Origin of the sequence: Pseudoalteromonas sp. Z9A5 (assembly GCF_011378875.1) — a bacterium.
GTDB lineage: Bacteria > Pseudomonadota > Gammaproteobacteria > Enterobacterales > Alteromonadaceae > Pseudoalteromonas.
The window spans coordinates 141,976-167,482 of the sequence record NZ_WTLC01000001.1 but is presented as its reverse complement, the minus strand read 5'-3'; the positions used below and the strand labels follow the sequence as shown (position 1 = coordinate 167,482).

23 protein-coding genes are annotated in these 25,507 nt (G+C 38.6%); 10 read left to right on the top strand and 13 right to left on the bottom strand.

Going from position 1 to position 25,507, the window contains the following annotated elements; translation table 11 throughout:
• The first annotated feature begins 79 nt into the window (after positions 1 to 79).
• The 7 genes from lptD (at position 80) to GQR56_RS00740 (ending at position 8,818) form a co-directional block, all read left to right on the top strand.
• Complete coding sequence (gene lptD / locus GQR56_RS00770) at positions 80 to 2,326, top strand: LPS assembly protein LptD (RefSeq protein WP_024611154.1); 2,247 nt, start codon at positions 80 to 82, stop codon at positions 2,324 to 2,326.
• Positions 2,327 to 2,365: 39 nt separating this feature from the next.
• Positions 2,366 to 3,661 (top strand): peptidylprolyl isomerase SurA, encoded by a 1,296-nt coding sequence (surA, locus tag GQR56_RS00765; protein WP_166108837.1) that lies wholly within the window; start codon positions 2,366 to 2,368, stop codon positions 3,659 to 3,661.
• Between the two features lie 2 nt (positions 3,662 to 3,663).
• On the top strand, positions 3,664 to 4,656 hold the full coding sequence (gene pdxA, locus GQR56_RS00760; RefSeq protein ID WP_166108836.1) for a 4-hydroxythreonine-4-phosphate dehydrogenase PdxA: 993 nt from the start codon (positions 3,664 to 3,666) through the stop codon (positions 4,654 to 4,656).
• Positions 4,653 to 5,459: a 16S rRNA (adenine(1518)-N(6)/adenine(1519)-N(6))-dimethyltransferase RsmA gene (gene rsmA / locus GQR56_RS00755; protein ID WP_024611157.1), complete on the top strand. Its 807-nt coding sequence runs from the start codon at positions 4,653 to 4,655 to the stop codon at positions 5,457 to 5,459. The genes pdxA and rsmA overlap by 4 nt, the downstream gene beginning before the upstream one ends.
• A complete protein-coding gene (apaG, locus tag GQR56_RS00750; protein WP_024611158.1) occupies positions 5,443 to 5,832 on the top strand; it encodes a Co2+/Mg2+ efflux protein ApaG in 390 nt (129 codons plus the stop codon). The genes rsmA and apaG overlap by 17 nt, the downstream gene beginning before the upstream one ends.
• 16 nt (positions 5,833 to 5,848) lie before the next feature.
• Positions 5,849 to 6,667 (top strand): symmetrical bis(5'-nucleosyl)-tetraphosphatase, encoded by an 819-nt coding sequence (locus GQR56_RS00745; RefSeq protein WP_166108835.1) that lies wholly within the window; start codon positions 5,849 to 5,851, stop codon positions 6,665 to 6,667.
• 135 nt (positions 6,668 to 6,802) lie between these two features.
• Positions 6,803 to 8,818 carry a methyl-accepting chemotaxis protein gene (locus tag GQR56_RS00740; protein WP_166108834.1) on the top strand — a complete coding sequence of 672 codons (2,016 nt, stop codon included), beginning with the start codon at positions 6,803 to 6,805 and terminating at the stop codon, positions 8,816 to 8,818.
• 201 nt (positions 8,819 to 9,019) lie between these two features.
• Here the strand turns inward: GQR56_RS00740 and GQR56_RS00735 are convergent, their stop codons facing one another.
• From GQR56_RS00735 to rplU, 5 genes are all read right to left on the bottom strand, one after another.
• Positions 9,020 to 9,394 (bottom strand): DUF3718 domain-containing protein, encoded by a 375-nt coding sequence (locus GQR56_RS00735; protein WP_024611647.1) that lies wholly within the window; start codon positions 9,392 to 9,394, stop codon positions 9,020 to 9,022.
• 78 nt (positions 9,395 to 9,472) lie between these two features.
• The gene (gene folA / locus GQR56_RS00730) at positions 9,473 to 9,964 is read right to left on the bottom strand and encodes a type 3 dihydrofolate reductase (RefSeq protein ID WP_166108833.1); all 492 of its coding nucleotides are present in this window, start codon (positions 9,962 to 9,964) and stop codon (positions 9,473 to 9,475) included.
• 72 nt (positions 9,965 to 10,036) lie between these two features.
• On the bottom strand, positions 10,037 to 11,188 hold the full coding sequence (cgtA, locus tag GQR56_RS00725) for an Obg family GTPase CgtA (protein ID WP_024611649.1): 1,152 nt from the start codon (positions 11,186 to 11,188) through the stop codon (positions 10,037 to 10,039).
• 153 nt (positions 11,189 to 11,341) lie between these two features.
• A complete protein-coding gene (rpmA, locus tag GQR56_RS00720; RefSeq protein ID WP_002957747.1) occupies positions 11,342 to 11,599 on the bottom strand; it encodes a 50S ribosomal protein L27 in 258 nt (85 codons plus the stop codon).
• Positions 11,600 to 11,615: 16 nt separating this feature from the next.
• Positions 11,616 to 11,927: a 50S ribosomal protein L21 gene (gene rplU, locus GQR56_RS00715; RefSeq protein WP_024611650.1), complete on the bottom strand. Its 312-nt coding sequence runs from the start codon at positions 11,925 to 11,927 to the stop codon at positions 11,616 to 11,618.
• Between the two features lie 422 nt (positions 11,928 to 12,349).
• Between rplU and ispB the strand changes: the two genes are divergently transcribed.
• A complete protein-coding gene (gene ispB / locus GQR56_RS00710) occupies positions 12,350 to 13,321 on the top strand; it encodes an octaprenyl diphosphate synthase (RefSeq protein ID WP_166108832.1) in 972 nt (323 codons plus the stop codon).
• Positions 13,322 to 13,406: 85 nt separating this feature from the next.
• Here the strand turns inward: ispB and mdh are convergent, their stop codons facing one another.
• Positions 13,407 to 14,339 carry a malate dehydrogenase gene (gene mdh, locus GQR56_RS00705; RefSeq protein WP_024611652.1) on the bottom strand — a complete coding sequence of 311 codons (933 nt, stop codon included), beginning with the start codon at positions 14,337 to 14,339 and terminating at the stop codon, positions 13,407 to 13,409.
• Positions 14,340 to 14,565: 226 nt separating this feature from the next.
• On the opposite strand from mdh, the gene argR reads away from it, so the two are divergent.
• Positions 14,566 to 15,033, top strand: coding sequence for a transcriptional regulator ArgR (gene argR / locus GQR56_RS00700; RefSeq protein WP_024611653.1), 468 nt, complete (start codon positions 14,566 to 14,568; stop codon positions 15,031 to 15,033).
• A gap of 16 nt (positions 15,034 to 15,049) precedes the next feature.
• Here the strand turns inward: argR and GQR56_RS00695 are convergent, their stop codons facing one another.
• Genes GQR56_RS00695 through GQR56_RS00680 form a run of 4 tightly spaced genes read right to left on the bottom strand, consistent with a single transcriptional unit; the run spans position 15,050 to position 19,683 of the window.
• The gene (locus GQR56_RS00695) at positions 15,050 to 15,949 is read right to left on the bottom strand and encodes a Dyp-type peroxidase (RefSeq protein ID WP_166108831.1); all 900 of its coding nucleotides are present in this window, start codon (positions 15,947 to 15,949) and stop codon (positions 15,050 to 15,052) included.
• A 48-nt stretch (positions 15,950 to 15,997) separates the two neighbouring features.
• Positions 15,998 to 17,047, bottom strand: coding sequence for an ABC transporter ATP-binding protein (locus GQR56_RS00690; protein WP_024611655.1), 1,050 nt, complete (start codon positions 17,045 to 17,047; stop codon positions 15,998 to 16,000).
• Positions 17,048 to 18,679 (bottom strand): iron ABC transporter permease, encoded by a 1,632-nt coding sequence (locus GQR56_RS00685; protein ID WP_166108830.1) that lies wholly within the window; start codon positions 18,677 to 18,679, stop codon positions 17,048 to 17,050.
• The gene (locus GQR56_RS00680; protein WP_166108829.1) at positions 18,679 to 19,683 is read right to left on the bottom strand and encodes a Fe(3+) ABC transporter substrate-binding protein; all 1,005 of its coding nucleotides are present in this window, start codon (positions 19,681 to 19,683) and stop codon (positions 18,679 to 18,681) included. The genes GQR56_RS00685 and GQR56_RS00680 overlap by 1 nt, the downstream gene beginning before the upstream one ends.
• An 882-nt stretch (positions 19,684 to 20,565) precedes the next feature.
• Here GQR56_RS00680 and GQR56_RS00675 point away from each other — a divergent pair.
• The gene (locus GQR56_RS00675) at positions 20,566 to 21,063 is read left to right on the top strand and encodes a hypothetical protein (RefSeq protein WP_024611657.1); all 498 of its coding nucleotides are present in this window, start codon (positions 20,566 to 20,568) and stop codon (positions 21,061 to 21,063) included.
• Between the two features lie 22 nt (positions 21,064 to 21,085).
• On the opposite strand, the gene GQR56_RS00670 is transcribed toward GQR56_RS00675, so the two are convergent.
• From GQR56_RS00670 to aceF, 3 genes are all read right to left on the bottom strand, one after another.
• A complete protein-coding gene (locus tag GQR56_RS00670; RefSeq protein WP_166108828.1) occupies positions 21,086 to 21,766 on the bottom strand; it encodes a tRNA-uridine aminocarboxypropyltransferase in 681 nt (226 codons plus the stop codon).
• Positions 21,767 to 21,980: 214 nt separating this feature from the next.
• Positions 21,981 to 23,402, bottom strand: a complete 1,422-nt coding sequence (gene lpdA, locus GQR56_RS00665) for a dihydrolipoyl dehydrogenase (RefSeq protein ID WP_166108827.1) — start codon at positions 23,400 to 23,402, stop codon at positions 21,981 to 21,983.
• A gap of 184 nt (positions 23,403 to 23,586) precedes the next feature.
• Complete coding sequence (gene aceF / locus GQR56_RS00660; protein WP_166108826.1) at positions 23,587 to 25,506, bottom strand: pyruvate dehydrogenase complex dihydrolipoyllysine-residue acetyltransferase; 1,920 nt, start codon at positions 25,504 to 25,506, stop codon at positions 23,587 to 23,589.
• Between the last annotated feature and the right edge of the window lies 1 nt (position 25,507).

Here is a 25,507-nt window from a genome sequence, read left to right as displayed (position 1 = left end):
AGGTCAATTACTGTATTTGCCATTATTTTCCTTTATTATGTCTATATTATATTTAGTTAAAGAGCATTAAGGGCAATAAATGAGCAAAACCTGGGGCATATTGATGCTAGGCGTAATTAGCGCACCATCGCTTGCCGAAACTGAACTGACACACAAGCTTTGTGGCACTTCAATGCAAACCAGTGCTTGGCAACCGCTTCCAGGCCTTGGGCTTGGTACTGTTGACATTAAAGCCGATGATGTAGAGCTCCTTGGCGCTCAAAGCGCTGAATTTACTGGCAACGTTGATATTAACACCGTTAATATGAGTTTGTCCGCACAAACTGCGTTAATAGACAAGCAACGCGGCTTATTAAATGCAACCGGTCCAATTACTTATCGTGACTATATTAGCCAAGTAAACAGCACTGGTTTAAACGCTGATTTAAATAATTCAGAGATTAGCTTGCTTGGTGCTGATTACAGCTTAACTGAGCAGCAAGGTAAAGGCGGAGCCGAAAAACTCACTGTTAATGAGTCTGGCTTAGTGCTAATGAATGCAAGCTTTACTGCTTGCCCTGGCGAAACGCCTGTTTGGGAAATTGAAGCCGACGAAATTAACCTATCAAGAGAAGAAGGTTGGGGCGAAACGCACAACGCTATATTACGCATTCTTGATACACCGGTTTTATACTTACCTTACTTTACCTTTCCTCTTGATGAGCGACGTAAATCTGGTTTGCTTACACCAAACATTTCAAGTTCTGATAAATATGGGCTTGAAACAATAACACCGTATTATTTAAATATTGCACCCAATTTTGACGCAACTATTACGCCGCGTTATATGTCACGTATTGGACTGCAACTACAAACAGAAGTCAGGTATTTAACTGAGCAACATGAAGGCTTAGTAGGTATAGAATACTTAAATGAAGACGACTCTGAGCCAGAATTAGATGAGCGTTATATGTTTCATTGGCAACAAAGAAGTTATTTAAGTGAAAACTGGCGTGCAAACGTAGATATAACAAACGTAAGTGACGATAACTACATAACCGATTTAGATTCTAACTACGCTAACAAAACCGATACTCAACTATACCGTACAGGTGCACTTACGCATTTAGGTGATACATGGCGTACCGATATTAAAGTTCAAAACTTTGAAGTACTAGGCGATCACTTAGAATCATATACTGCAATACCACAAATTAATTTTACGCAAACAGCACCTTGGCGAATTGATCATTTTGACTTTAGCGTAGCGGGTGAAATAAGCCACTTTACTAACGACTCAGCAATTATTGACGAAGCAACACGTGTTCATATTGAACCAAAAGCACGCTTTGACTATAAAAAGCATGCTTGGTCGTTTCTATCAGAAGTTAGTTTATTACAAACCAATTACAAGCAGCATGGTGACTTAAGTGGTACTGATTACCGTGAAAGTGTGTCTCGTACTATTCCTAAGGTACGTTTGTACTCACAGCTTAATTTTGAACGCGATACGTCATATTTTGTTGACGATGGTATTCAAACCCTTGAACCGCAAATTCAGTATTTATATACACCAAATAAAGATCAATCTGATATAGGTCTATTTGATACAACCAAGTTGCAAGACGATTATTATGGTTTATTTAGAGATACGCGTTTTTCGGGCGTTGACCGTATTGCTGCTGCAAACCAATTTACTTTGGGTGCAACAACCCGTTTATTCGATAAAAAACAAGAAGAAATATTTAACTTTAGCGCTGGTCAAATCTTTTATTTAAGTGACTCGGCTAAACCTACAGAGCAAGGTTTAAACTCTGATACTAACTACAATGCATTATTTGCAGCGCAAACCATGTTACATTGGCATCGTCGTTGGTACCTCTCTGGTGGTGTACAATACGACACTGATAGTAAACAAATGATCCAATCGAATGTTACCTTAGATTATAAAGGTGATGAAAATCAGCTAGTACAATTGAACCATCGCTATGCAAATGATGTCTCAGGAAATACAATTGAACAAGCAGGTGTCTTTACAAGCATTCCAATTAGTGACGAATGGCAGTTTATTGCAAGCTACCATCGTGACCTTAACAATAACCGAAGCGTCGAAATATTGAGCGGGTTACAGTATGAGTCATGTTGTTGGGCATTCCAAATTACTGGTCATCGCCAAATTGAAACTGACTTAAATCAGTCAATCGGGCAAGAGCAAGCAACCTTTGATTCGGGTATTAGTTTTAACTTTGTATTAAAAGGACTTGGTAGTAAAAGCCGTTATGATGCAAAAAAATTATTACAACAAGGTATTTTTGGCTATCGTAGACCGTATTTTCTCAATAACTAGTATCACAACAGTACTATTAGCAAGAGTAGTAAAAAGAATATGAATTTAAAAAAATTATTAACATCAGCAGTATTAAGTATTAGCCTTTGCCAAAGTGCATTTGCAGCCCCAGTAGAAATAGATAAAGTTATTGGTGTAGTAAACGAAGGCGTTATATTAAAAAGTGAAGTAGACACCATTATTAACCGTGTTAAAAAGCAAGCTGAAGAACAAAGTCAGCAACTGCCTAAAGACGAAACATTACGTGTACAAGCAATAGAACGCTTAGTTAGTCAAACACTAATGATGCAGATGGCTGAACGTATGGGTTTAGAAATATCTGATAGCCAACTTGACCAAACACTTGCAAATATGGCGAAAGAACAAGGCGGTACAATTGCCGATTTACGTCGTACAATTGAAGGTGCTGGCGAAAGTTTTCAAGCATATCGTGAAGAAATTCGTAAAGAAATTACGACGCAACAAGTAACACGTGCAAACGTAGACCGTCGTATTTATATTAGCGAACAAGAAGTTGATAACCTTTTAAAGATTATGGAAACTCAAGGTCAAAATTCTGAAGAATATGATATTGGGCACATTTTGATCGACATTCCTAACGATGCAACCCCTGATGAAATTAACGATGCAAAAACACGTGCAGATAAAGTAATTGAACTACTACAAGATGGTCAAGAATTTAAGCGTATTGCAATTTCTTCATCAAGTGGTTCAAAAGCACTTGAAGGTGGACAACTAGGCTGGATGGGTATTAACGAAATGCCATCATTATTCGCTGAAGCTGTTAAAGGTAAAAAAAGCGGTGCTATTGTTGGTCCTCTTCGTTCTGGTGCTGGTTTTCATATTATTAAAGTACAGGAAATTCGTGGTCGCCAAGTTGTAGAAACAACTGAAGTGCGCTCTCGCCACATACTAATTAAACCTTCAATTATTTTAAGCGAAGAAAAAGCTCGCTCTATGCTTGCCTCGTTTGCAAAAAGATTACGCGATGGTACTGCTGACTTTGGTGAGCTAGCTAAAGAATACTCTGAAGACCCTGGTTCAGCACTTAAAGGTGGTGAGTACGATTGGACAGACCCAACTACCTATGTTCCTGCATTTAAAGATACGCTACTTTCACTTAAACAAGATGAAATTAGTGAACCATTTAGAACGCAGTTCGGTTGGCATATAGTTCAGTTACTAGGTAAGCGCGTAGCTGATAAAACAGAACAAGCTAAACGTAACCGTGCTCATGGCATGTTATTTAACCGTAAATTCAAAGAAGAAAGTTTTAACTGGCAGCAAGAAATGCGCGAACAAGCCCATGTTGATATTTTCCCAGCAGACCAATAAATATGACTTTAAGAATTGCTATTACGCCAGGCGAGCCTGCTGGCATAGGTCCCGACTTACTACTCACGCTTGCTCAGCAAGCGTGGGATGTACAACTTGTAATTATTGCTGATGGCAAACTACTTAAAGAACGTGCAAAACATCTTGGTTTAACTATTAACTTAATAAAATTTGATCCAAGTAAACCTGCACTGCCCGCTCCTGCTGGCAGTGTTTATCTTGATCAGGTTGATTTAGGTGCAGAAGTAGAGCTTGGTGTATTAAACGATAGTAACGGACAATATGTTTTAGACACTTTGCGAATCGCAAGTGAAAAAAACATGGACGGTACGTTCGATGCTGTTGTTACCGGTCCTGTGCACAAAGGTATTATTAATAAAGCTGGTATTTCATTTAGTGGACACACTGAGTACTTTGCTCAGCAGTCAAACACAGCAGATGTAGTAATGCTATTAGCAACTGAAGGTTTAAGAGTTGCACTTGTGACTACTCATATTCCACTTGCTTATGTATCACGTGCTATTACGCCTGAGCGTTTAACTAAAGTTGCAGGCATATTAAATCACGACCTACGCACTAAGTTTGGTATTGAACAGCCACGTATTTTAGTATGCGGGTTAAACCCTCATGCTGGTGAAGACGGTCATCTTGGACGTGAAGAAATAGAAACAATCACACCAACTCTAGATATACTTAGAAGTCAGGGGATGAATTTAATCGGACCACTTCCAGCCGATACTCTATTTCAAGATAAATACTTATCAGAAGCCGATGCTGTACTTGCTATGTATCACGATCAGGGATTACCTGTGCTAAAATACAAGGGATTTGGTAAATCGGTAAATATTACCCTTGGCTTACCATTTATCCGCACCTCAGTTGACCACGGTACAGCGCTAGATTTAGCCGGTACCGGAAAAGCTGATGTTGGCAGTTTTGAATTAGCGATCCGCGAAGCAATTAAGCTCGCCCATGAAAAAGCACAGAATCAATGACCGATAAAGTACATTTAGGACACCGCGCCCGAAAACGTTTTGGGCAAAACTTTTTATTTGATGAAATGATCATCGATAAAATAGTCTCTGCTATTGATCCTAAGCCAGAGGACAACCTAGTAGAAATTGGTCCAGGCTTAGGTGCAATCACAGAACCTGTTGCAGAACTGAGCGGCCACTTAACTGTTGTTGAATTAGATAAAGATTTAGCACAACGTTTAATTGAGCATCCATTTTTAGGCCCTAAGCTAACGGTTAATCAGGGCGATGCAATGACGTTTGATTTTGCTAGCTTAGTTAGAGACGATAAAAAATTAAAAGTGTTTGGTAACTTACCTTACAATATTTCTACACCATTATTGTTTCATCTTTTTGAATTTGCTGACAATATTGAACACATGCACTTTATGCTACAAAAAGAAGTAGTAAAGCGTATGGTTGCAGGTCCTGGTAGCAAAACATTTGGTCGCTTGAGCGTAATGACGCAGTATTACTGTAATGCAATGCCAGTAATAGAAGTACCACCAGAGTGCTTTAAGCCAGCGCCTAAGGTTGATTCGGCTGTTATACGCCTTATCCCTAAAAAACCAGAACAACGCACTGCAAAAAGCGTTAAAATTTTAAATACAGTTTGTTTAGAAGCTTTTAATCAACGTCGTAAAACACTACGAAATAGCTTAGCCAACTTACTAACTGCAGAAGAGCTTACTAGCATCGGCATTGATATAACACTTCGTGCTGAGCGCTTATCTTTACAACAATTTATTGATATAGCTAATTGGATTTATGACAACAAGCAGTAATATTGGATCGCCTGTTAAGGTATCGGTAGAAACATTTTACGTAGAAGGTCAATCTCAACCAGAGATCGAAAAATACGTATTTGCTTATTCGGTAACTATTCGAAATCACAGCCTATGTAGCGCAAAATTACTTAGTCGTTATTGGTTAATAACCGATGCAAATGGCAAAGAAATTGAAGTTGAAGGCGAAGGTGTTGTGGGCGAAATGCCAACTATCGCTCCTGGTGAAAGTTATAAATACACCAGCGGAGCCATTCTTGATACACCTGTAGGCACAATGCAAGGCCACTATACTCTGCGTAATGAGTTTGGTTCTGAGTTTCAAGCACCTATTAATGTGTTTCGTTTGGCTTGTCCTAATATTTTACATTAAATAATGGCAGCACCCGATGGCTGATTATGCGATAGGTGATTTACAAGGCTGCTTTAGCGAATTTAGCACTTTGTTACAAAGGGTTGATTTTAACCCAAGTAAAGATCATCTTTATTTGGTGGGCGATATAGTTGCACGTGGACCTGATTCTCTTGCCTGCTTAGATTATATTTACCAACACCAAAATAGCATGACAATTACACTGGGCAATCATGATTTACACATGATTGCCTGCTATTACCTAAATAAACCGACTAATCCTAAAGATAAACTAGCCCCAATATTTAATAGTAATAAATTACAACACTACATCTCTTATCTACAAACCCAACCTATTGCATTATATTTAAAACAACATGATAGCTTTATTGCTCATGCGGGGTTGAACCCTAACTGGTCAATTGAACAAGCGTTAAAACACGCACAATTTGCTCAAGAGTGTTATCAGTCAAATAATGCAAAAACATTTTTTGAACGCATGTACCAACCTCATCCAGCAATGTGGTCAAACGAACTCGATTGTTTTGAAAAATTTAGGTATATCGTTAATTACTTTACCCGTATGCGCTTTTTAACCCAAAACAATAAACTCGAACTTATTGCTAAAGGTGCAATAAATCAAAATAATGAGCTAACACCTTGGTTCTGTCATCCAAATATACGCACCTCTACGCACGACATTATTTTTGGTCATTGGGCTGCTCTTGAAGGAAGCACTGGCTTTAAACATGTACACGCTTTAGATACAGGCTGTGTGTGGGGTAATACTATGTCATTAATGGAACTAACTAATAAAAAAGTAATTACAGAAAAATCCCACCTTTTGTCTAAATAAACTGAAAAAAACTAATACATCTGTTAGATTTATGAATTAATAGTTAAAATTAATTAAAGTAATTGATTTTAATTACTTAACTTATCTGAATACAAGCCGATAAGTTTTAATTAAGTACCTTTGAGTGGAATCCATATGAATCTAACAGTAAGCCAACGTATTTGGGGTGGTTTTATATTCATCACGCTATTACTTTTAATAATTGGTGGTAATTCTCTAATAAAAATAGCAAATATCGATCGTTCTACTCAAAAAGTGAATCAACTATCACTTCCCGCATTAAATAAAAGCGCTAAGTTACAAGCTGAATTTATTTTAATGAGTAAAGCAGCCCAAGCAAGTTTTTATACATCATCTGTAAGTGAGCTAACTCCAATAAAAAAACAAGTTAGCGAACAAAAACAACTATTCAGTACCTTGCATAGCGAACTACAAGCTGTTGTAAAAAACGATCCTATATTAAATCAAAGTAGTCAAAATGTAGAAAAAACCTATTTAAGCTTTTTAAAAGTTGTTGAGAGCTTAATAGCCGACAAAAACAAACAATTAGCACTTAGCAAGTCTTTAAAAACACAACTAGAAAATATAGAGCTAAGCGCAGAAGACGCAAACTCTATTGTCCTCGATATTATTGATATAGATGGCTTTGAGCAAAACCATCCGCGCGCATTCCAAGCTGCTAACAATCTAGAAAATAACTTTATGTCAGTGGTAAGTAACAGCACTGACATGCTCACGGTTAAAACTATCAACACACTGGATATTGTAAAGAACGAGCAAACGTACTACCTAGAAGAAGTAACTCGTACGGTCGCGTTAATAAAGCCAGCGATAGAGCAATCACATAGTGATTTATACAACAGTTTAAAAGAGTATGTGGATACACTAGAGAACAATATAAAAGGTAATAATGGCTTATCTGCAAATAAAAAACGTTTAATTGACGCTATAGAGCTTACCGAAAAAGAATTAGCGCAATCTGAACAAGCTACTAGAATGGCTTTAAATCAAATAGATGAACTAGTTAAGCAAGCCAGCAATGAAGCATTTAAACTTCAGCAAGGTGTACGAAGTGATGTAGATTCAGCCAACTTATGGACATGGGTTGGGATGGTTATTGCAACACTTTTAGCTATAGCAATCGCTATTATTACGGTTAGCCGTATTACAAAACCCCTTGCAGAAGTTAACCGAATTTTGGATATTGTTGCCAGCGGTGATATGACTCAGAGATTAGATGACACCGCCAAAGATGAGTTTGGTGAATTATCTAAAAGTTGCAATACATTAATAGACAGCTTACGTAGCTTAATTAAAGGTATTATTTCTCGTTCAACTCAACTTGCTGCTGCATCAGAAGAAACATCTGCAATTACAGCTGAATCAAGCCAAGCAATAAGAAACCAACAAGCACAAGTAGAACAAGCTGCCACAGCAACAACTGAAATGAGCAGTACCTCACAAACAGTAAGTAATAGTGCGCAACAAGCGTTAAGCGAAATCAAAAATGCGGACAAAGAAGCTGAACGTGTAAAAGGTATTTCTAATAACAATAAATCGACTATTGAACAACTCGCTCGAGAAGTAGATGACGCATCACAAGTAATTAATAAATTACATCAAGATAGTGCATCTATTGGCAGCATATTAGATGTAATACGCGGTATCGCTGACCAAACTAACTTACTGGCACTTAATGCAGCAATTGAAGCAGCGCGTGCTGGTGAATATGGTCGAGGCTTTGCTGTTGTAGCCGACGAAGTACGATCTCTAGCAAGTAAAACGCAAGAGTCTACTCAAGAGATACAATCAATGATTGAGTCACTACAAACAGGCGCAGAAGCGGCTGTAACGGCAATGAGTAAAGGAAAGCAACGCGCAGTATCATGTGTGGAGCAAACTGACTTAGCGAGCACTGCGCTTGACTCTATTACGTTTGCTGTATCGCAAGCGCACGATGTAAGCGAGCAAATCTCAACAGCAGCACAAGAGCAGCAACAAGTAGCACAAGAAATAAGTGAACGTCTTGAGTCAATTGTAGCTATTGCCGAACAAACAGCTGAAGGTGCAAGCCAAACAAATATATCTAGCTCTGAGGTCGCAAAGCTAGCGGAAGAACTTCGCTTGTCTGTAGATGCATTTAAAGTTTAATTTATACTAACCCACATAAATATATAATCGATTTAATTATTTATATGGATTAGCAGTAAATTTTAACTCGAACAAAAAAGCCGTATTGTGATTATCTCAATACGGCTTTTTTAATTTTCAAATTAATTTTTTATTATGCTCATATTTATTGAACACAAAAAAGCCGCAATAAATGCGGCTTTTCAATAATTAAAGTAAGGCTTATAAACCAGCGCGTTCTTTAATTACTGCAATAAGAGGTGAGCTAGCATAGCTACTCTCAGCCCAGGCTATGTCTGCGCCATCTGCTAATGAGCTTTTAGATAAGTTTTTAACAATGTACTCACCTGTATCTACTGCGCTACTTGCAACAGCATGGCGTAATAAGTTATTACCATTACATTCGACCGCATCGTATATATTACGAATTTTTACACGAGAACTTTTAAGTTTACTGCGTAAACGGTTTTTGTCGTCCGCTGCAATATACTCACAAATAGATACAGCTAATTGATCATCTGCATTTGCAGGTGCTGTATAAACAAATGAACCGGCTGTTATAGCAGCAATAACAACTAGCTTTGGTAATTTAAACATTGAAAACCCTTCCTGGTACTTTATTCTTATATTGATTGGTTAATATTGTACCAATCTACTAAGGTTTTCGCAATAATGTTATCGGTTTTTATATAAAGTTACGAATTTATAACTATGTTTATTTTTATCATCAGGCTGTTTACTTTCTTCACTTTTCACTTCCCAATTAGCTACTTTTTGATAATCTGGAAACTGAGTGTCACCTTTAACGTCTAAATCAATAAAGGTTAAATATAAACGATCTGTGCGTTCTAAAAATTGCTGATAGATATTTCCACCACCAATTATCATAACTTCTTCAACATCACAAACCAGCTCTAATGCAGCCTCCGGCGTTATTACAGCCTCAATACCTACAGCTTGATATTCGCTATTTCGAGTAATAATAATATTACGTCGACCTGGTAAAGGACGACCAATAGACTCAAATGTCTTACGCCCCATGATTACAGGTTTACCCGTAGTCACTTTTTTAAAATGCTGAAGATCGGCAGGTAAATGCCAAGGCATTTTATTATCTAGACCAATTACACGGTTATTTGCCATAGCGGCGATCATTGAAATTATCACACTAAATACCTAATACTTTATTACCAAACAAAGAAAAAGGAGCATAAGCTCCTTTTATATAATCAATTATAATTAACGCTCGTAGACTACTTCTACGTCGTAATCACTTTCATCCCAGTCGTCCCAATCATCATCGTCGCCTTTAGTGGCTTTTTTATGATAAGAGTCCCACTTAAACTCAACTTCTTCGTCTTCAATTTCAGCAAACTTCTCTTTCGGCATGCTATCTAGCAGCGTCATAATGTTGTGAATTAAAGGCTGAGTATTAAGTTTATTAATAGCTGAGATGCTATAAATATTTTCAGTTTCGCCTAGCTCTTCTGCAATTTTTTCACATAGAGCTTTTGCTTCGTCTTCCGGTAATAAATCTATTTTATTAAATACCAACCAACGCGGCTTCTCAGCTAATTTAGGGCTGTACTGATGTAACTCATTAATAATAGCAAACGCATTATCAATAGGGTTTGAACCATCAGCTGGCATTAGATCGATTATGTGTAATAACACACGACAGCGCTCTAGATGCTTTAAGAATTGTATTCCTAAGCCAGCACCGTCAGAAGCTCCTTCGATTAAGCCTGGAATATCGGCAATAACGAATGATTTATTAGCTTCAGGACGCACTACACCTAGGTTAGGTATAAGCGTAGTAAACGGGTAGTCTGCAACTTTAGGTCTAGCTGCAGATACGCTACGTATAAATGTAGATTTACCCGCATTTGGCAAGCCTAGCAAGCCTACATCAGCTAATAAAAGTAGCTCAAGCTTAAGGTTACGTACTTCACCTGGTGTACCCAACGTTTTTTGACGAGGTGCTCGGTTAGTGCTTGATTTAAAACGCGCATTCCCTAAGCCGTGGAAACCACCCTTTGCAACTAAAATTCTTTGACCATGTTGAGTTAAATCGCCAAGCCCTTCTTGTGTTTCAACATCCATGATACGTGTACCAACCGGTACCATAACAAATAAGTCATCAGCCTTTCTGCCAGTACAGTTACGACTACGACCATTTGTACCACGTTCAGCTCTGTGAAAGCGTTCAAATTGATAATCGATAAGGGTATTTAAGTTTTCATCAGCTTGTAGATAAACACTACCACCGTCTCCACCGTCACCGCCATCAGGTCCACCATCTGGAACATATTTTTCACGACGGAAAGACACGATGCCGCTGCCACCGTCACCAGCTTCTGCGCGAATTTCTACTTCATCTACAAACTTCATGATTACTCACTTTAGGGATTGGCTTGTTAATTTAACTATTATATACCGAAGTAGCCTTTAGAGCACACAACGAAAAAATACTTAGGTATATATTGCAAAAGAACTGAAAACAAAAAACCCCGCAAAGGCGGGGTTTTTTAACTACCTTACTGATTACTCAGTTACGATAGTTACGTATTTACGGTTTAAAGGACCTTTCTGTTCAAATTGAACTTTACCATCTGCTTTTGCGAAGATAGTGTGGTCTTTACCGATACCTACGTTTGTGCCCGGGTGAAAACGAGTTCCACGCTGACGTACAATGATGCTACCCGCTAGAACTGATTCGCCACCAAAACGCTTAACACCTAGGCGTTTGCTTTCTGAATCGCGACCGTTACGAGTACTACCAGCTGCTTTTTTATGTGCCATTTCTAAGTACCTCTAATTAAGCGCTAATGCCAGTGATTTTAACTTCAGTGAACCATTGACGATGGCCCATTTGATTACGAGAGTTTTTACGGCGTCTAAATTTAACAATTTTAATTTTTTCACCGCGACCGTGTGAAACAACCTCAGCTGTTATCTTGCCACCGTTTACGAACGGTACACCGATCTCAATCTTCTCACCATCAGCAACTAAAAGCACTGAATCAAATTCAACTGCCGCACCAGTTTCAACGTCTAATTTTTCAAGACGAATCGTTTGACCTTCAGTCACACGATGCTGTTTACCACCACTTTGGAAAACCGCGTACATAATTAACTCCGTCTGTGTGCCCTCAAATCGGCACAACTAAAATATTCTTCGATAGGGCGCGAAGTCTACGCTAATGCTAAAAAACAAGCAACCCTGTTTTGTAATTAAAAAGAATAAAAAGTAGCTACATTGAGGACAATTCATTATTTCCCCTATTTTATATTAATTAGCCTTTTTGCCAAGGGCTTTTTAGCTGTTAACTGAAATAAATTAATGCTTTTAAATATGAGCGCTGCGGTACAATTATTAAACTCAATAACGACTGGGTTTTGATTATCTATTAATCAAGTATCTTTGCTAATTAAGCCTCTATTAAGAACTTTAAAGGTGTTTTTTCAACGAATCGTCACAAAATATCGAGCTAGCCCTTTTTTTGTTGTACAATCTGCGCCGTTCACACATAAAAATTGGCTCGGAGATCAATGGATATACAAGCTATCCAGGCGTTAATCAAAAGCGATATGAATGACGTCAATCAACTTATACATGCGCAAATGCGCTCAGATGTGGCCTTAGTTAACCAACTAGGCTTATATATTGTAAACAGTGGTGGTAAACGTGTACGCCCAATGCTGGCTATTCTAGCGGCTAAAGCGCTTGGCTATCAGGGTAAAGATCACATAACGCTCGCAACTATTGTCGAATTTATTCATACAGCAACGTTACTACACGACGATGTTGTAGATGAATCAAATTTGCGACGAGGCACCCCCACAGCAAATGCTGAATTTGGTAACGCGGCAAGTGTGTTAGTTGGTGACTTTATTTACACTCGCTCATTTCAGCTAATGGTTGGTCTTGGTAAAATGCAAGTTATGCAGGTACTAGCCGATGCAACTAACATTATTGCTGAAGGTGAAGTGCTGCAACTTATGAATTGTAATGACCCTGATACAACTGAAGCAAGTTATATGCAGGTTATTTACTCAAAAACAGCTAAATTATTTGAAGCTGCAACGGGGCTTGCTGCCATTATAACAGAGCAAGACCAAGCAACTCTTAACGCATTAAATGCATACGGTATGCATTTAGGTACTGCGTTTCAATTGGTCGATGATGTACTTGATTACAATGCAGATGCCGACCAGTTAGGTAAAAACATTGGTGATGATTTAGCTGAGGGCAAACCAACGCTTCCACTTATTTATGCAATGCAACATGGTAACGAGCAGCAAACGCAGCTTATACGTGATGCTATTGAGCATAGTAATGGCATGGATCACTTAGATGATATTTTATCTGCGCTTAAACAGACTAATGCACTTGAATTTACAATGAAAAAAGCTGAAGTTGAAGCAGATAAAGCAATTGCATGTTTAGACTTTTTAGCTGAGTCTGATTATAAGCAGGCATTAATAAGCCTTGCTCGCATAGCGGTTGATCGCGACCACTAGCTTTAACACTTTATATTATGTGCATAAACTCCGAACAATAAAAAAGCCTGCAAATGCAGGCTTTTTTAATACTTGATTTAGGCTATTACGCCATGAAATCAACACCTTCTTTGATGTCTTTTTTCAATGTTTCAAGCATGTCATTTTTTGCTTTAGTTTCAAATGCGCTTAGCTCGCCGTAAGAAAGAATTTCTTCTACGCCGTTTTTACCTAAACGTACTGGATGTGCAAAGTATTCTGCATCGCCATTTTCAACAGCAACGTAAGCGTAATCTACAACGTCTTCACCTTGTAGGCCTTTAACTAAAGACATACAAAAACGTGCAGCAGCAGCACCCATTGATAATGTAGCAGAACCGCCACCAGCTTTAGCATTTACAACTTCAGTACCCGCATTTTGGATACGTGGAGTAAGTGCAGCAACTTCTTCATCAGTAAAGCTAACGCCTTCAACTTGAGAAAGTAAAGGAAGAATAGTTGTACCAGAGTGACCACCGATTACAGGAACTTTTACAGTCGCTACGTCAACGCCTTTAAGTTCAGCAACAAATGCTTCTGAACGAATCACATCAAGAGTAGTAATACCGAATACGCGTTTAGCGTCGTAAGTACCTGCTTTTTTAAATACTTCAGCAACAATTGGAACAGTGCCGTTTACTGGGTTAGTAATAATACCCACTAACGCTTTAGGACAGCTAGCAACAATGCCTTCTGCTAAAGTTTTGATGATGCCAGCATTTACATTAAATAAATCAGCACGATCCATACCTGGTTTACGTGGCATACCCGCTGGGATAAGAACGATATCAGAACCTTCAAGCGCTTTATTTAACTCATCAGCGCCAAAACCAGCTACTTTTACATCTGTTGGGATGTGAGAAAGGTCAACCGCAACACCTGGAACCACTGGTGCAACATCATAAAGTGATAATTCAGAACCAGCTGGTAAACCTGTTTTTAATAATAAAGACAACGCTTGACCGATACCGCCCGCAGCACCTAATACAGTAACTTTCATTGGAATTCTCCGTAATTTGAGGTAGGAAATACTTGTGGCACATAAGATAAAGAAATTAAGAGCTAAAAACAAATTTATCCTGCTTATTTTAAGTATATTTTCGACCATAGTCGTAAACTTATTAATTTAATAACCTCAAACTGGCAAGTTAAGTAAACAACTACTGCATAATTATTCATTATTGTGTAGAATTTACAGCATAAATAACAAAAAATGAATGTAGGCTATGCAACCACAAGATAAACAAGAAGCACTGGTAAAAGCATTTAAATCACTTTTAAAAGAAGAAAACTTTGGCTCTCAAGGCGAAATAGTTGACGCGTTAAAAGAGCAAGGCTTTGACAATATAAGCCAAAGTAAAGTATCGCGCATGCTAAGTAAATTTGGTGCTGTACGTACTCGTAATGCAAAACAAGAAATGGTTTACTGTTTACCTGCCGAAATGGGTGTACCAACAGCAAAGAGCCCGTTACGCCAATTAGTTATTGATATTATGCATAACGAAATGATGATCATTATTCGTACTAGCCCTGGCGCTGCACAATTAATAGCACGTTTACTTGATTCATTAGGCAAAGCAGATGGTGTATTAGGTACAATTGCAGGCGACGATACAATATTTATCGCTCCTGCAAAAATATCTGAAATAGACGTAACACTGGAGCGTGTACGACTTTTATTTGATAACGTTTAATAAATTAAGTAAAAGCTTAAAGCTGCTTTAAAAATCCTACTGAGGGTGCAAAAAAAGCAGAGCCCATATCGGCTTGAGTAAAATCAAGCCAATGGTCGTAGCACTCTCCTTCCCCAAGACGGCTTTTTAATACCTTTTCAAATGCAGTGCCTGTAGAGGCGCATGTTATAGATAACATTCCCTGCTCGTAAACATCACCGTAAGGCATACTTTGATTTAATAGTAGTGGTTGTCCGTTTTCATCTTTTAACTCGTTACGTACAGCATGAGAGGTCTCTAAAGCTGGTGTAATCAGTGTATTATCAAGGCGTGTTCGACCCATTATTTGTTCTTGTTCACTCAACGACAAATGCTGCCATACGCTTAAATCATGTTTATAACGCTGCACATGGATATAGCTGCCTTGATCTTCAAAACTCTCTGGTTTATTTATTAATGCCGTAGCACGCTTTTTTCTTCCAAGCGCAGTATCTCCACCATAAATAAAACCGTTAAAGTCTCGACCATCCAAAAAACGAAAGTTACGAATCTGCTCCACCAACTCTACATCAGGTGCAAATAGCTTTAAAATTTGCAACGCAAATAAATGATTAACGTCTTCTCGATCAGAACGTATTTGTACAAATAAATCGCATGGCTGAACACTCATAGAGTGATCGCTGTGATTTATATTTGGAAAGCTTTGTAATTCACTCGGGATATATTCAGGTAAAATATGCGGCCAATACTGCGCACCAATAGCAACCATACAAGACAACATTGATTCAGAAAACTGATCGCTAAATTCTTCTTCAATCGCATTCACTTGCTTTAGTTTTGCGCGCAGAGACTCATCTTGACCATCAAATACATTAAAAAATAAATGCAAACCGTGTAAGTTTGCTTCAGCACAAATCCCTGATTGCGCTTGCGCCATTGTTATTCCTTAGCTTATAAACAAATAAACACGGCGAATTAAAGTTAATTATAATTCGAAGAAATTCACCGTATGAGGTTTTATTTTTATTATAACCTGTTCATTTTGCTCAAATGACTGGCCATATTGTGCAGCAACTTCAATTTCTTGTTCTGCAATCACAACAGTGTAAACATAAGCAGAGCCAATAAAACGACTGTTTAATATTTCTGCCCGCTCGCTTTGTTTATCACTTGTGTTGTCGCTAATTAGCTCTATTTGATGAGGGCGAACATATATTTGCCCAACTCTTGCCTTGTGCTTATGTAAAACATCAGACTCGACTACACCAAATGGCGTTTTATATTCAGTTGCTGTTAATGCATTTGCGCTTAAGTATATGCCCTGACCCAGAAACTCTGCAACCTCCTTTGAACTTGGTGATGTAAAAAGCTGCTCTGGCGACCCTTGTTGCGCAATTTTACCCCGATGCATAATGGCAAGCGTATCTGAAAAAGCAAATGCCTCCTCTTTTGAATGCGTAACAAACACAGCCGATACTTGTTGGGTTTTAATAATTCGACGAATATCAGCAATTAATTCAAAGCGTACTTGCGTATCTACATTTGAAAAAGGTTCATCGAGTAATAGTAAACTTGGTTTGTAAGCAAGTGCGCGAGCAATCGCAACACGTTGTTGTTGACCACCAGAAAGTTGATGCGGGAACCTATCGGCACAACCAATTAAGTGCACGAGTTTAAGCATTTCATCAACGCGTTGCTGTTTTTGAGCTTTATTCATTTTACTTAGCCCAAATGCAATATTATTAGCAACAGTTAAATGAGGAAATAATGCATAATCTTGAAACATCATTCCTATATTACGGTGCTCTGGCGATACAAATGTTTGTCCATCGCTCACCAGCTTTGCATCTATAAATACACTGCCCTGCTTAGCTTCAATTAAACCAGCGATTGCTTTAAGTGTCGTGGTTTTTCCGCAGCCACTGGCTCCGAGTAAACACACAATTTCATCTTTACCAACCGTTAAATCTAAACCATGAAGCACCTGCGTGCCATTATAGTGATAGCTTACGCCTTGCAAAATTAAACTACTCATTTAGCTACGTTGCTCCATAGAACGATTAATAAAATACAAAGGAATAAACCCAACAACAACGATAAACAAGGCTGATACAGAAGCAAGCTCTAACTGCTCATCACTTACATATTGAAATACATGCGTAGCTAAACTCTCAAACCCAAAGGGCCTGAGTAATAATGCTGCTGGTAGCTCTTTCATACACTCAATAAATACAAGCAATGCTGCTGTAAGCAACCCTCGGCGTAATAAAGGTAAATGCACTAAGCGAAGCGTTTGCCCTTGGCTTTTACCCATTGACTGGCTTGCCATATCAAGTGATGGGCTAATACGTAAAAAACTCGATTCGATTGCACCATGTGCAATCGCATAAAAACGCACAACGTAAGCAATAATAATAGTGATAATACTGCCCGTAAGTAACAAACCTATATCAAGATTATAAGGCTCTAGTGCAACGTTAATAGAGTTCTCTAATAATGTGAACGGTAGTAATACTGCAATGGCAAGCACCGTACCAGGAAGCGCATAACCGGTGCTTGCTAAGCGCCCAGGTATAAGTGGATAAGTACTTTTAGATACCCGCTGATAAAACACAACCAATATACTTAAAAAAATTGTGACTAAGCTAACAATGCCAGCTACTTTTAAGCTTTGCCAAGCATAGCTAAAAAATTCAACATTCCATGCTTTGTCAAAATAAGTAATTGCATAACCTAAAAGAATTGCCACGGGCAACACAAAAGCAAGAAACAAAATAACACTACAAAAAGCAGTTGCTAGCCAAGCCGACTTACCTTTTAATATATAAAGGGATTCACTATTAACGCTTGATTGGCGCTCAAATACCGCTTGCTCGCGACGACTAAAACGCTCTGCCATTAATGCTAAAAATAATAGTAGCAGCATAACGCCTGATATTTTTGCGGCAGCTGTTAGTGAATAATACCCAAACCACGTGTCGTATACAGCCGTAGTTAATGTACTCACTGCAAAGTAGCTTACCGTTGCAAAGTCAGCCATCGTTTCCATACTAATTAGCGCTAAAGCCGCTACAATTGCCCCACGAGAGAGCACTAAGCTCACTCTAAAAAAACTTTGTCTAGGTGTAAGCCCCATCAATTGGCTTGCTTGTACTAACTTAAAGGATTGTTCTCGTAATGCGGTTTTAAAAATCAAATACAAATAAGGATAAAGCACTAAGGCAATCATCACCATCGCCCCCGGTAATGTGCGTATATCAAAAAACCAGTAATCGTTAGGAGACTGCCAGCCAAACCAGTCTCTAAGTGCTATTTGTATGGGTCCCGCGTAATCGAGTAAATCGGTATATACATAGGCAATAATATAGGTGGGCATAGCAAGGGGCAGCATAAGTGCCCATTCAAACTGTTTTTTACCTGGGAAGCTACAATACGCAGTAAGCCAACCAAGCGGCAATGCAATTGCACAACTGAGTAAACCCACGCCTAAAATAAGCAGTACAGTATTTGTTATATAATCCCAAAGCACAGTATTCCAAAGGTGAGTAAACACCTCTGAGTCGCCTTGTAAAGATTCAAAAAGAAGAAAAAACAACGGAGCCGACAATAATAAACCTGTCGACCACGCAAAGAGCTGCCATTTAGACAGCTTAAATTTATAAGTCATTAAAGATCGAACTTCACCTCATCAATCAGCTTAAGTGCCAACGGACGATATTTACTGATCTCATCCAGTGGTAAGCTGTCTTCCTTAAAGCTTCCCCAAGACGTAACCAAACTTGATAATTCAACACCAGCCTTAACCGGATACTCCATATTAAGCGAGGCATACATGTTTTGTGCTTTATTGTCGGTCATATACTCTATGAGTTTCAAGGCATTTTCGGCGTTTTTTGCATACTTTGTAATAACAGCGCCAGAAACATTTATATGCGAACCACGATTTGTTTGATTAGGAAAATTAATATTTACCGCTTCAGCCCATGATTTTTGTTCGTCATCTTGCAACATTTTGCCAAGGTAATAACTATTACCTAACGCTAAGTTACATAATCCCTCTTTAACAGCCTTTACCTGAGCACGGTCATTACCTTGAGGTTTACGCGCTAAGTTACTTTTAACACCTTCAAGCCACGTTTTAGTCTCAGCTTCACCGTGATGGGCAATCATTGATGCAACAAGCCCTAAGTTATACGGATGCTTACCTGAGCGAGTGCAAATTTGCCCTTTGTATTTAGGATCAGCTAAATCTTCATAGGTAAGCTCTGGTAATTTTCCTACACGTTCTTTTGATGAATAAACATTTCGTACACGTTTTGTTAGCGCAATCCACTGCCCATCCCCATCACGAAAAGCAGCAGGAACATTTTCATTTACGCTATCACTCTTTATAGTTTGCGTTAAATTTAGGTCTTCTAACTGAATAAGCGCACTAAAATTAGAGGTTAAAACCAAATCGGCTTTACTGTGTTTTCCTTCGCGTTTAACACGCTCAATTAGTCCTTTATTAGCAAAAACAACATTGGTTTTAATACCTGTTTGTTTTGTAAAATCGTCTAAAATTGGCTGTATTAAATACGGTTGACGAAAAGAGTAAATATTAACGACATCATTTGCAAAGGCAGGTACCGATACAACTAACCCTAATACGGTAGCGAGTGTTTTTTTCATTACTTCACCTAAATAATAACTATTATCAAATAATTCTATCGTGATCAGCAATAAAGTGCACACTTTAAATAATTGTAAACAGATAAAAGCGTCCAAAAAGGAAATGCCGTGTAAGAGATCTCTCACGGATATGGCAGCTAATGAGTAAAAAGCTATACAAAAAACCAGCATAAAACCAGTAAGCCATTATATTTAAAGGTTTTATTTATTTTTGCTATTGAGTAAATACAAATTAAATGCAGTTTATGTCCTACTTTAGTTGCCTAAGCTCTTTATAATTACCACATCAAGCAAGCAATGATGCTTATCGAGTAAATGGAAATGGATTACTTACTCGAACAACCAATGATTAGGTTACTAAGGACAGAACGGATTTTAGGACAGGCTCTGGATGAGTATCGCAATGGAATGTTGCACAAAGGATAGCGTTAGGAAGACGCGAAAAGGATAACAACACGGGTTAAGTTGTTTAACAGGATGTTGAAGGAATACACGGACAGGCCTTTAGAGGTAACACAATGGATTTGTTAAAAATGGATGCACTTGGAAGTGCAATATAAGGATTTGGTAATAGTATTTACCCTACAGGATGTTTAGGAATAAAGGATACAGGCCCGGATTGGTCTACATTACATAGAACTAAAAAGTAATATAGTAATAAACATGGATTAGTAAAAATTGGAGTTGATTAAGTTCAATTGCAGGATGCAGAAAATTAGAAGATTCCGCAAGCGCGTTCTAGAAATAGAGCGCGCTTTTCTTCATTTAAAACACAACGCACAACACTCTACACATGCCGTAAAAATAAAGTTATAAAAAATAGCTAAACTACTTAAGCACTCTGCCGATATGTAAGCATAGCTTCGTTAATAACTCACAGGTATGTGCTTAAAATTCAACTACAGCAATTCAGCTGATATTTCTAAAATAAATTCGCTAGAGCAACTACAATCAGTTGGATCTTTTGACGATTACTTAGTAAAGAAAAACCCATATCAAACATTATTGAACACTCAATACTATGATTTTTTGAATATGTCTTTAAATGAGTTTAAAAATATTATTAACGTAATAATTAACTTAGAAAGTGACATAAGAACAAAAAAATATGGCAGCTACGCAAGAGTCGACCCCTTTGGTTACCAACTTAATAAAGTCGCTAATGCTATAAAAAACACTCGTTTTGTAGGCAAGCTTAATATTTGCGATTATTTTTTTAAAATAACCGCGAGCACTAATCAAATGAAACTAGATGGGTTTGATTCGTCTACTGAAGTTCATACAAATTTAAGTAGCATATACGAAACCGTAGCACAGCTTACTTCTGAGCTGGGGTTTAAAGCAATTCAACGAAAAGCTAAATTTCACCTAGGTCAATAGCCTGTAAATACATAGCGTCAAACTAAACAGACAGTGGTCGACCCTTATTTCGCTTACCTAATAAATAGGCATCACGAAACTTAATAAAATGCTGCTCTAATTTTGAAGATGCATCCATTTCGCCCGCAAGAGCCAATACCATAATAGCAACTTCTGCAGTACCTAATTGATGCGCATGAGGGGCAACACGTAAACGGTAATCTGATAACTTATCAGCAGTAACAGAAAGTACAGGCAAGTTATCTAAATAAGGACTTTTACGAATCATTTTTTTGGCTTCACGCCAAGTACCATCCAAAAAGATAAATAAAGGTTTTTTACCTTCTTCAATATTCACTTCTGTAATTGCTCTACCCTCTTCTATATCTTCAGCCGGAAACACAACCAATGGCTGATATTGTGAATCGCTAATCAAAGCTAAAAGAGCTGGGTTAGGATCTGTTCTATCCCATCTAAATGCATGGTTATCGGGTACTATTTCAGCAATTAAGCGCCCTGTATTAGAAGGTTTAAAACTTTCATTGTGATACATCAGTAAGCATACCGCTGCTTTACAATCTGCATGCTCAACACCTTCACAAATACAGTAATGCTTAGCTATTAGGCATTGCTCACAGCGATCCATTTTTGCGCCTCGAGCATTAAACTCACGACGTGATTCACTTATTTGTTGAGCGCGTAATGCTAAAACTGAGTTTTTCACTGTATTTACCTTCAATTAATTAAGCGCGCATTGTAACGACTTATCGCTATTTAATCTTATATTTATCTAGTTTGAATTTGAGAATAGTTTGTTTTAAAAATTATTCATCTATTAACACTATGACGACTAACTCACACAGCTAAGCTAAGCTAAAAATAGGCATAAAAAAACCCAACCTAAGTTGGGTTTTTCAAACAAACGCTAAAAAGCTAAATTACTTCTTTTTTGCTTTTTTGTTTGGTAAGTCAGTGATCGACCCTTCAAAAATTTCAGCTGCAAGACCAATAGATTCGTTAAGTGTTGGGTGAGCATGAATAGTAAGCGCTAAGTCTTCGCCATCAGCGCCCATTTCAATACCTAAACCGATTTCGCCAAGCATTTCGCCCGCGTTAATACCAATCATAGCACCACCGATTATACGGCCACTTTCTTTATCAAAGATAAGTTTAGTAGAACCCTCAGTACGAGATGATGCAATAGCACGACCAGAAGCTGCCCATGGGAATACCGCAGTTTCAATTTTTAAGCCTTGCTCTTTTGCTTCTTTCTCAGTAACACCTACCCAAGCGATTTCTGGGTCAGTATACGCAATCGAAGGAATACATTTAGGGTCGAAGAAATGCTTCTGACCAGAAATAACTTCTGCAGCAACATGACCTTCATGAACCGCTTTATGCGCAAGCATAGGTTGACCAACTAAATCACCAATTGCAAAAATATGGCTTACGTTAGTACGTAATTGCTTATCAACATTAATAAAGCCACGCTCATCAACATTTACGCCCGCTTTTTCAGCATCAAGTAAGTTACCGTTCGGAGTACGACCAACTGCAACAAGTACTTTGTCGTAGCGAACTGGTTCTGCTGGTGCGTTTTTACCTTCAAACGTTACGTATAAGCCGTCTTTTTTAGCTTCAACGCCAACAACTTTAGTTGAAAGCATTACGTTGAATTTTTTGCTTACGTATTTTTGGTAAATTTTGATAATGTCTTTATCAGCTGCTGGAACTAATTGGTCAGCAAATTCTACAACGTCAATTGCAGAACCTAGCGCACGGTAAACCGTACCCATTTCAAGACCGATAATACCACCACCAAGTACAAGTAGTTTTTCTGGTACGTCTTTAAGCTCTAATGCGCCAGTAGAATCAATTACACGGTCATCTTGTGGGATGAAAGGTAAGTTAACTGGTTTAGAACCTGCTGCAATAATCGCGTTATCAAACGTGATAGTTGTTGCGCCATCTGCGCCTTCAACTACTAAAGTATTGCTGCCAGTAAATTTACCGTAACCAGATACAACTTTAACTTTACGCATTTTAGCCATACCGTCTAGCCCGCCAGTTAACTGGCCAACTACAGAATCTTTCCAAGAACGAACTTGGTCTAAATCTATTTTTGGTGCGCCAAAAGTAACACCGTGAGATGACATTTCAGCTGCGTCATCAATCACTTTAGCTACGTGTAAAAGTGCTTTAGAAGGAATACAACCAACATTAAGACATACGCCGCCTAATGTTTCACGAGATTCTACTAATGTAACTTCTAAGCCCAAGTCAGCAGCACGGAAAGCCGCAGAATAACCACCAGGACCACCGCCTAGTACAACAACTTGAGTTTTTAATTCGTTGCTCATGCTTTTACCTTAATTGTTTGAACGGGACACTGCCCTAAAATTTAACTGCCATGTTTCTGCAAGGCAGAAAGAGTGAGCAGCGCACAAAGTGATGCAATTCGTACAAAGATTGTATCATTGCAAATGGTAAAAATCCCAGCTAAAAACAACTGGCTGGGATTTGATTCTATTTATTATCTAACGATTACATCACCAATTGGCGAATATCGCTCATGTAACTTGCAAGAGTCACAGTAAAGCGTGCAGCAAGTGCTCCGTCAATAACCCTATGGTCGTATGACATAGACAGCGGAACCATTAGTTTTGGTTCAAACTCTTTGCCATTCCATTTAGGTTTCATTTCAGACTTAGACACACCTAAAATAGCCACTTCTGGTGCATTAACAATCGGCGTAAATGCCGTACCGCCAATACCGCCAAGGCTAGAAATAGTAAAACAACCACCTTGCATATCAGACGATGTAAGCTTACCGTCACGTGCTTTAACAGATACTTCCATTAATTCGCGTGATAGTTCAATAATGCCTTTTTTATCAACATCTTTAAACACCGGTACAACTAAACCGTTTGGCGTATCAACTGCAACACCAATGTTAATGTACTTTTTAAGGATTAAGCTTTCGCCGTCTTCAGAAAGCGATGAGTTGAATTTTGGAAATTCAGCAAGCGCTTTTGCAGCTGCTTTCATTACAAACACAAGTGGTGTAATTTTAACACCCAGCTTTTTCTTCTCGCTAAGCACATTTTGCTCTTTACGGAATACTTCAAGGCTTGTGATATCAGCTTCGTCAAACTGTGTAACATGTGGGATTTGCACCCAGTTACGGTGTAAGTTTTTGCCTGATAGCTTTTGAATACGAGACAGCTTTTGCTCTTCAATTTCGCCAAACTTAGCAAAATCAACTTTAGGCCATGGAATAAGACCAAGCTCGCTACCACCCGCGCTACTACCTGCTGATAATTGACCAGACTCAACTTGCTTAACTAAGTTTTTAACGTAGTTTTGCACGTCTTCTTTAACTATACGGGCTTTGCGACCAGTGCCTTTAACGTTAGCTAGGTTAATACCAAACTCACGCGCTAAACGGCGAACAACAGGTGATGCATGAGCATACGCGCTATTTTCTGTGAAGCTTTCATTACTTGCTTTTGCAGGTGCTGCTTGAGCCGGTACCGACTCAGTTTTAGCCGCTGCTGCAGGTGCCGATTTTTCAGCGGGTGCAGATGCTGCTACTGGCGCGCTGCCTGCAACTTCAAATACAAAAATTAATGAACCAGTCGATACTTTATCGCCAGCGGCTACTTTAATTTCTTTAACTGTACCTGCAAATGGAGCTGGTACTTCCATTGCAGCTTTGTCGCCTTCAACGTTTAAGATTGATTGATCTTCTTCAACCGTATCGCCAACTGCAACCATAATTTCAGTTACTTCAACTTCATCGCCACCAATATCAGGTACATTAACTTCTTTAGTACTAGGTGCTGCGTTTGCTGTTGAGCTAGCTGCTGGCGCTTCTACAGGAGCCGACTCTTTAGCCGGTGCTGCAGATTCACTTCCTGCTACTTCAAAAACAAATACTAATGAGCCTGTTTTAACTGTATCGCCAGCGGCGACTTTAATTTCTTTAACTATACCGGCAAATGGAGCAGGTACTTCCATTGCTGCCTTGTCGCCTTCAACGTTTAAGATAGATTGCTCTTCTGAAACGGTGTCGCCAACAGCAACCATGATTTCAGTTACTTCAACTTCATCATCGCCAATATCTGGTACGGTTACTTCTTTAGTTGAAGAACCTGTAGAAGCAGCAGGTGCTGCCTCTTCAGATTTAGCTGGAGCAGCGGCTGATGCTTTTTCTTCACCAGTGCTTTCACTCTCGCCTTCAAACAAAAATACTAAAGAGCCAGTTGTAACGGTGTCGCCAACGTTTACTTTAATCTCTTTCACTGTACCCGCTTGTGAAGCAGGTATTTCCATTGATGCTTTGTCGCCTTCAACATTAAGTAATGATTGGTCCACATCTACTTTGTCGCCAACGCTTACTAATATTTCGGTTACTTCTACTTCGTCGTCACCAATATCTGGTACTTTAATTTCAATACTCATT

Coding starts and splice junctions, on each gene's coding strand:
- lptD (WP_024611154.1), top strand. CDS start 80: ATGAGCAAAACCTGGGGCATATTGATGCTAGGCGTAATTAGCGCACCA.
- surA (WP_166108837.1), top strand. CDS start 2,366: ATGAATTTAAAAAAATTATTAACATCAGCAGTATTAAGTATTAGCCTT.
- pdxA (WP_166108836.1), top strand. CDS start 3,664: ATGACTTTAAGAATTGCTATTACGCCAGGCGAGCCTGCTGGCATAGGT.
- rsmA (WP_024611157.1), top strand. CDS start 4,653: ATGACCGATAAAGTACATTTAGGACACCGCGCCCGAAAACGTTTTGGG.
- apaG (WP_024611158.1), top strand. CDS start 5,443: ATGACAACAAGCAGTAATATTGGATCGCCTGTTAAGGTATCGGTAGAA.
- GQR56_RS00745 (WP_166108835.1), top strand. CDS start 5,849: ATGGCTGATTATGCGATAGGTGATTTACAAGGCTGCTTTAGCGAATTT.
- GQR56_RS00740 (WP_166108834.1), top strand. CDS start 6,803: ATGAATCTAACAGTAAGCCAACGTATTTGGGGTGGTTTTATATTCATC.
- GQR56_RS00735 (WP_024611647.1), bottom strand. CDS start 9,394: ATGTTTAAATTACCAAAGCTAGTTGTTATTGCTGCTATAACAGCCGGT.
- cgtA (WP_024611649.1), bottom strand. CDS start 11,188: ATGAAGTTTGTAGATGAAGTAGAAATTCGCGCAGAAGCTGGTGACGGT.
- rpmA (WP_002957747.1), bottom strand. CDS start 11,599: ATGGCACATAAAAAAGCAGCTGGTAGTACTCGTAACGGTCGCGATTCA.
- rplU (WP_024611650.1), bottom strand. CDS start 11,927: ATGTACGCGGTTTTCCAAAGTGGTGGTAAACAGCATCGTGTGACTGAA.
- ispB (WP_166108832.1), top strand. CDS start 12,350: ATGGATATACAAGCTATCCAGGCGTTAATCAAAAGCGATATGAATGAC.
- mdh (WP_024611652.1), bottom strand. CDS start 14,339: ATGAAAGTTACTGTATTAGGTGCTGCGGGCGGTATCGGTCAAGCGTTG.
- argR (WP_024611653.1), top strand. CDS start 14,566: ATGCAACCACAAGATAAACAAGAAGCACTGGTAAAAGCATTTAAATCA.
- GQR56_RS00695 (WP_166108831.1), bottom strand. CDS start 15,949: ATGGCGCAAGCGCAATCAGGGATTTGTGCTGAAGCAAACTTACACGGT.
- GQR56_RS00690 (WP_024611655.1), bottom strand. CDS start 17,047: ATGAGTAGTTTAATTTTGCAAGGCGTAAGCTATCACTATAATGGCACG.
- GQR56_RS00685 (WP_166108830.1), bottom strand. CDS start 18,679: ATGACTTATAAATTTAAGCTGTCTAAATGGCAGCTCTTTGCGTGGTCG.
- GQR56_RS00680 (WP_166108829.1), bottom strand. CDS start 19,683: ATGAAAAAAACACTCGCTACCGTATTAGGGTTAGTTGTATCGGTACCT.
- GQR56_RS00675 (WP_024611657.1), top strand. CDS start 20,566: ATGTGCTTAAAATTCAACTACAGCAATTCAGCTGATATTTCTAAAATA.
- lpdA (WP_166108827.1), bottom strand. CDS start 23,402: ATGAGCAACGAATTAAAAACTCAAGTTGTTGTACTAGGCGGTGGTCCT.
- aceF (WP_166108826.1), bottom strand. CDS start 25,506: ATGAGTATTGAAATTAAAGTACCAGATATTGGTGACGACGAAGTAGAA.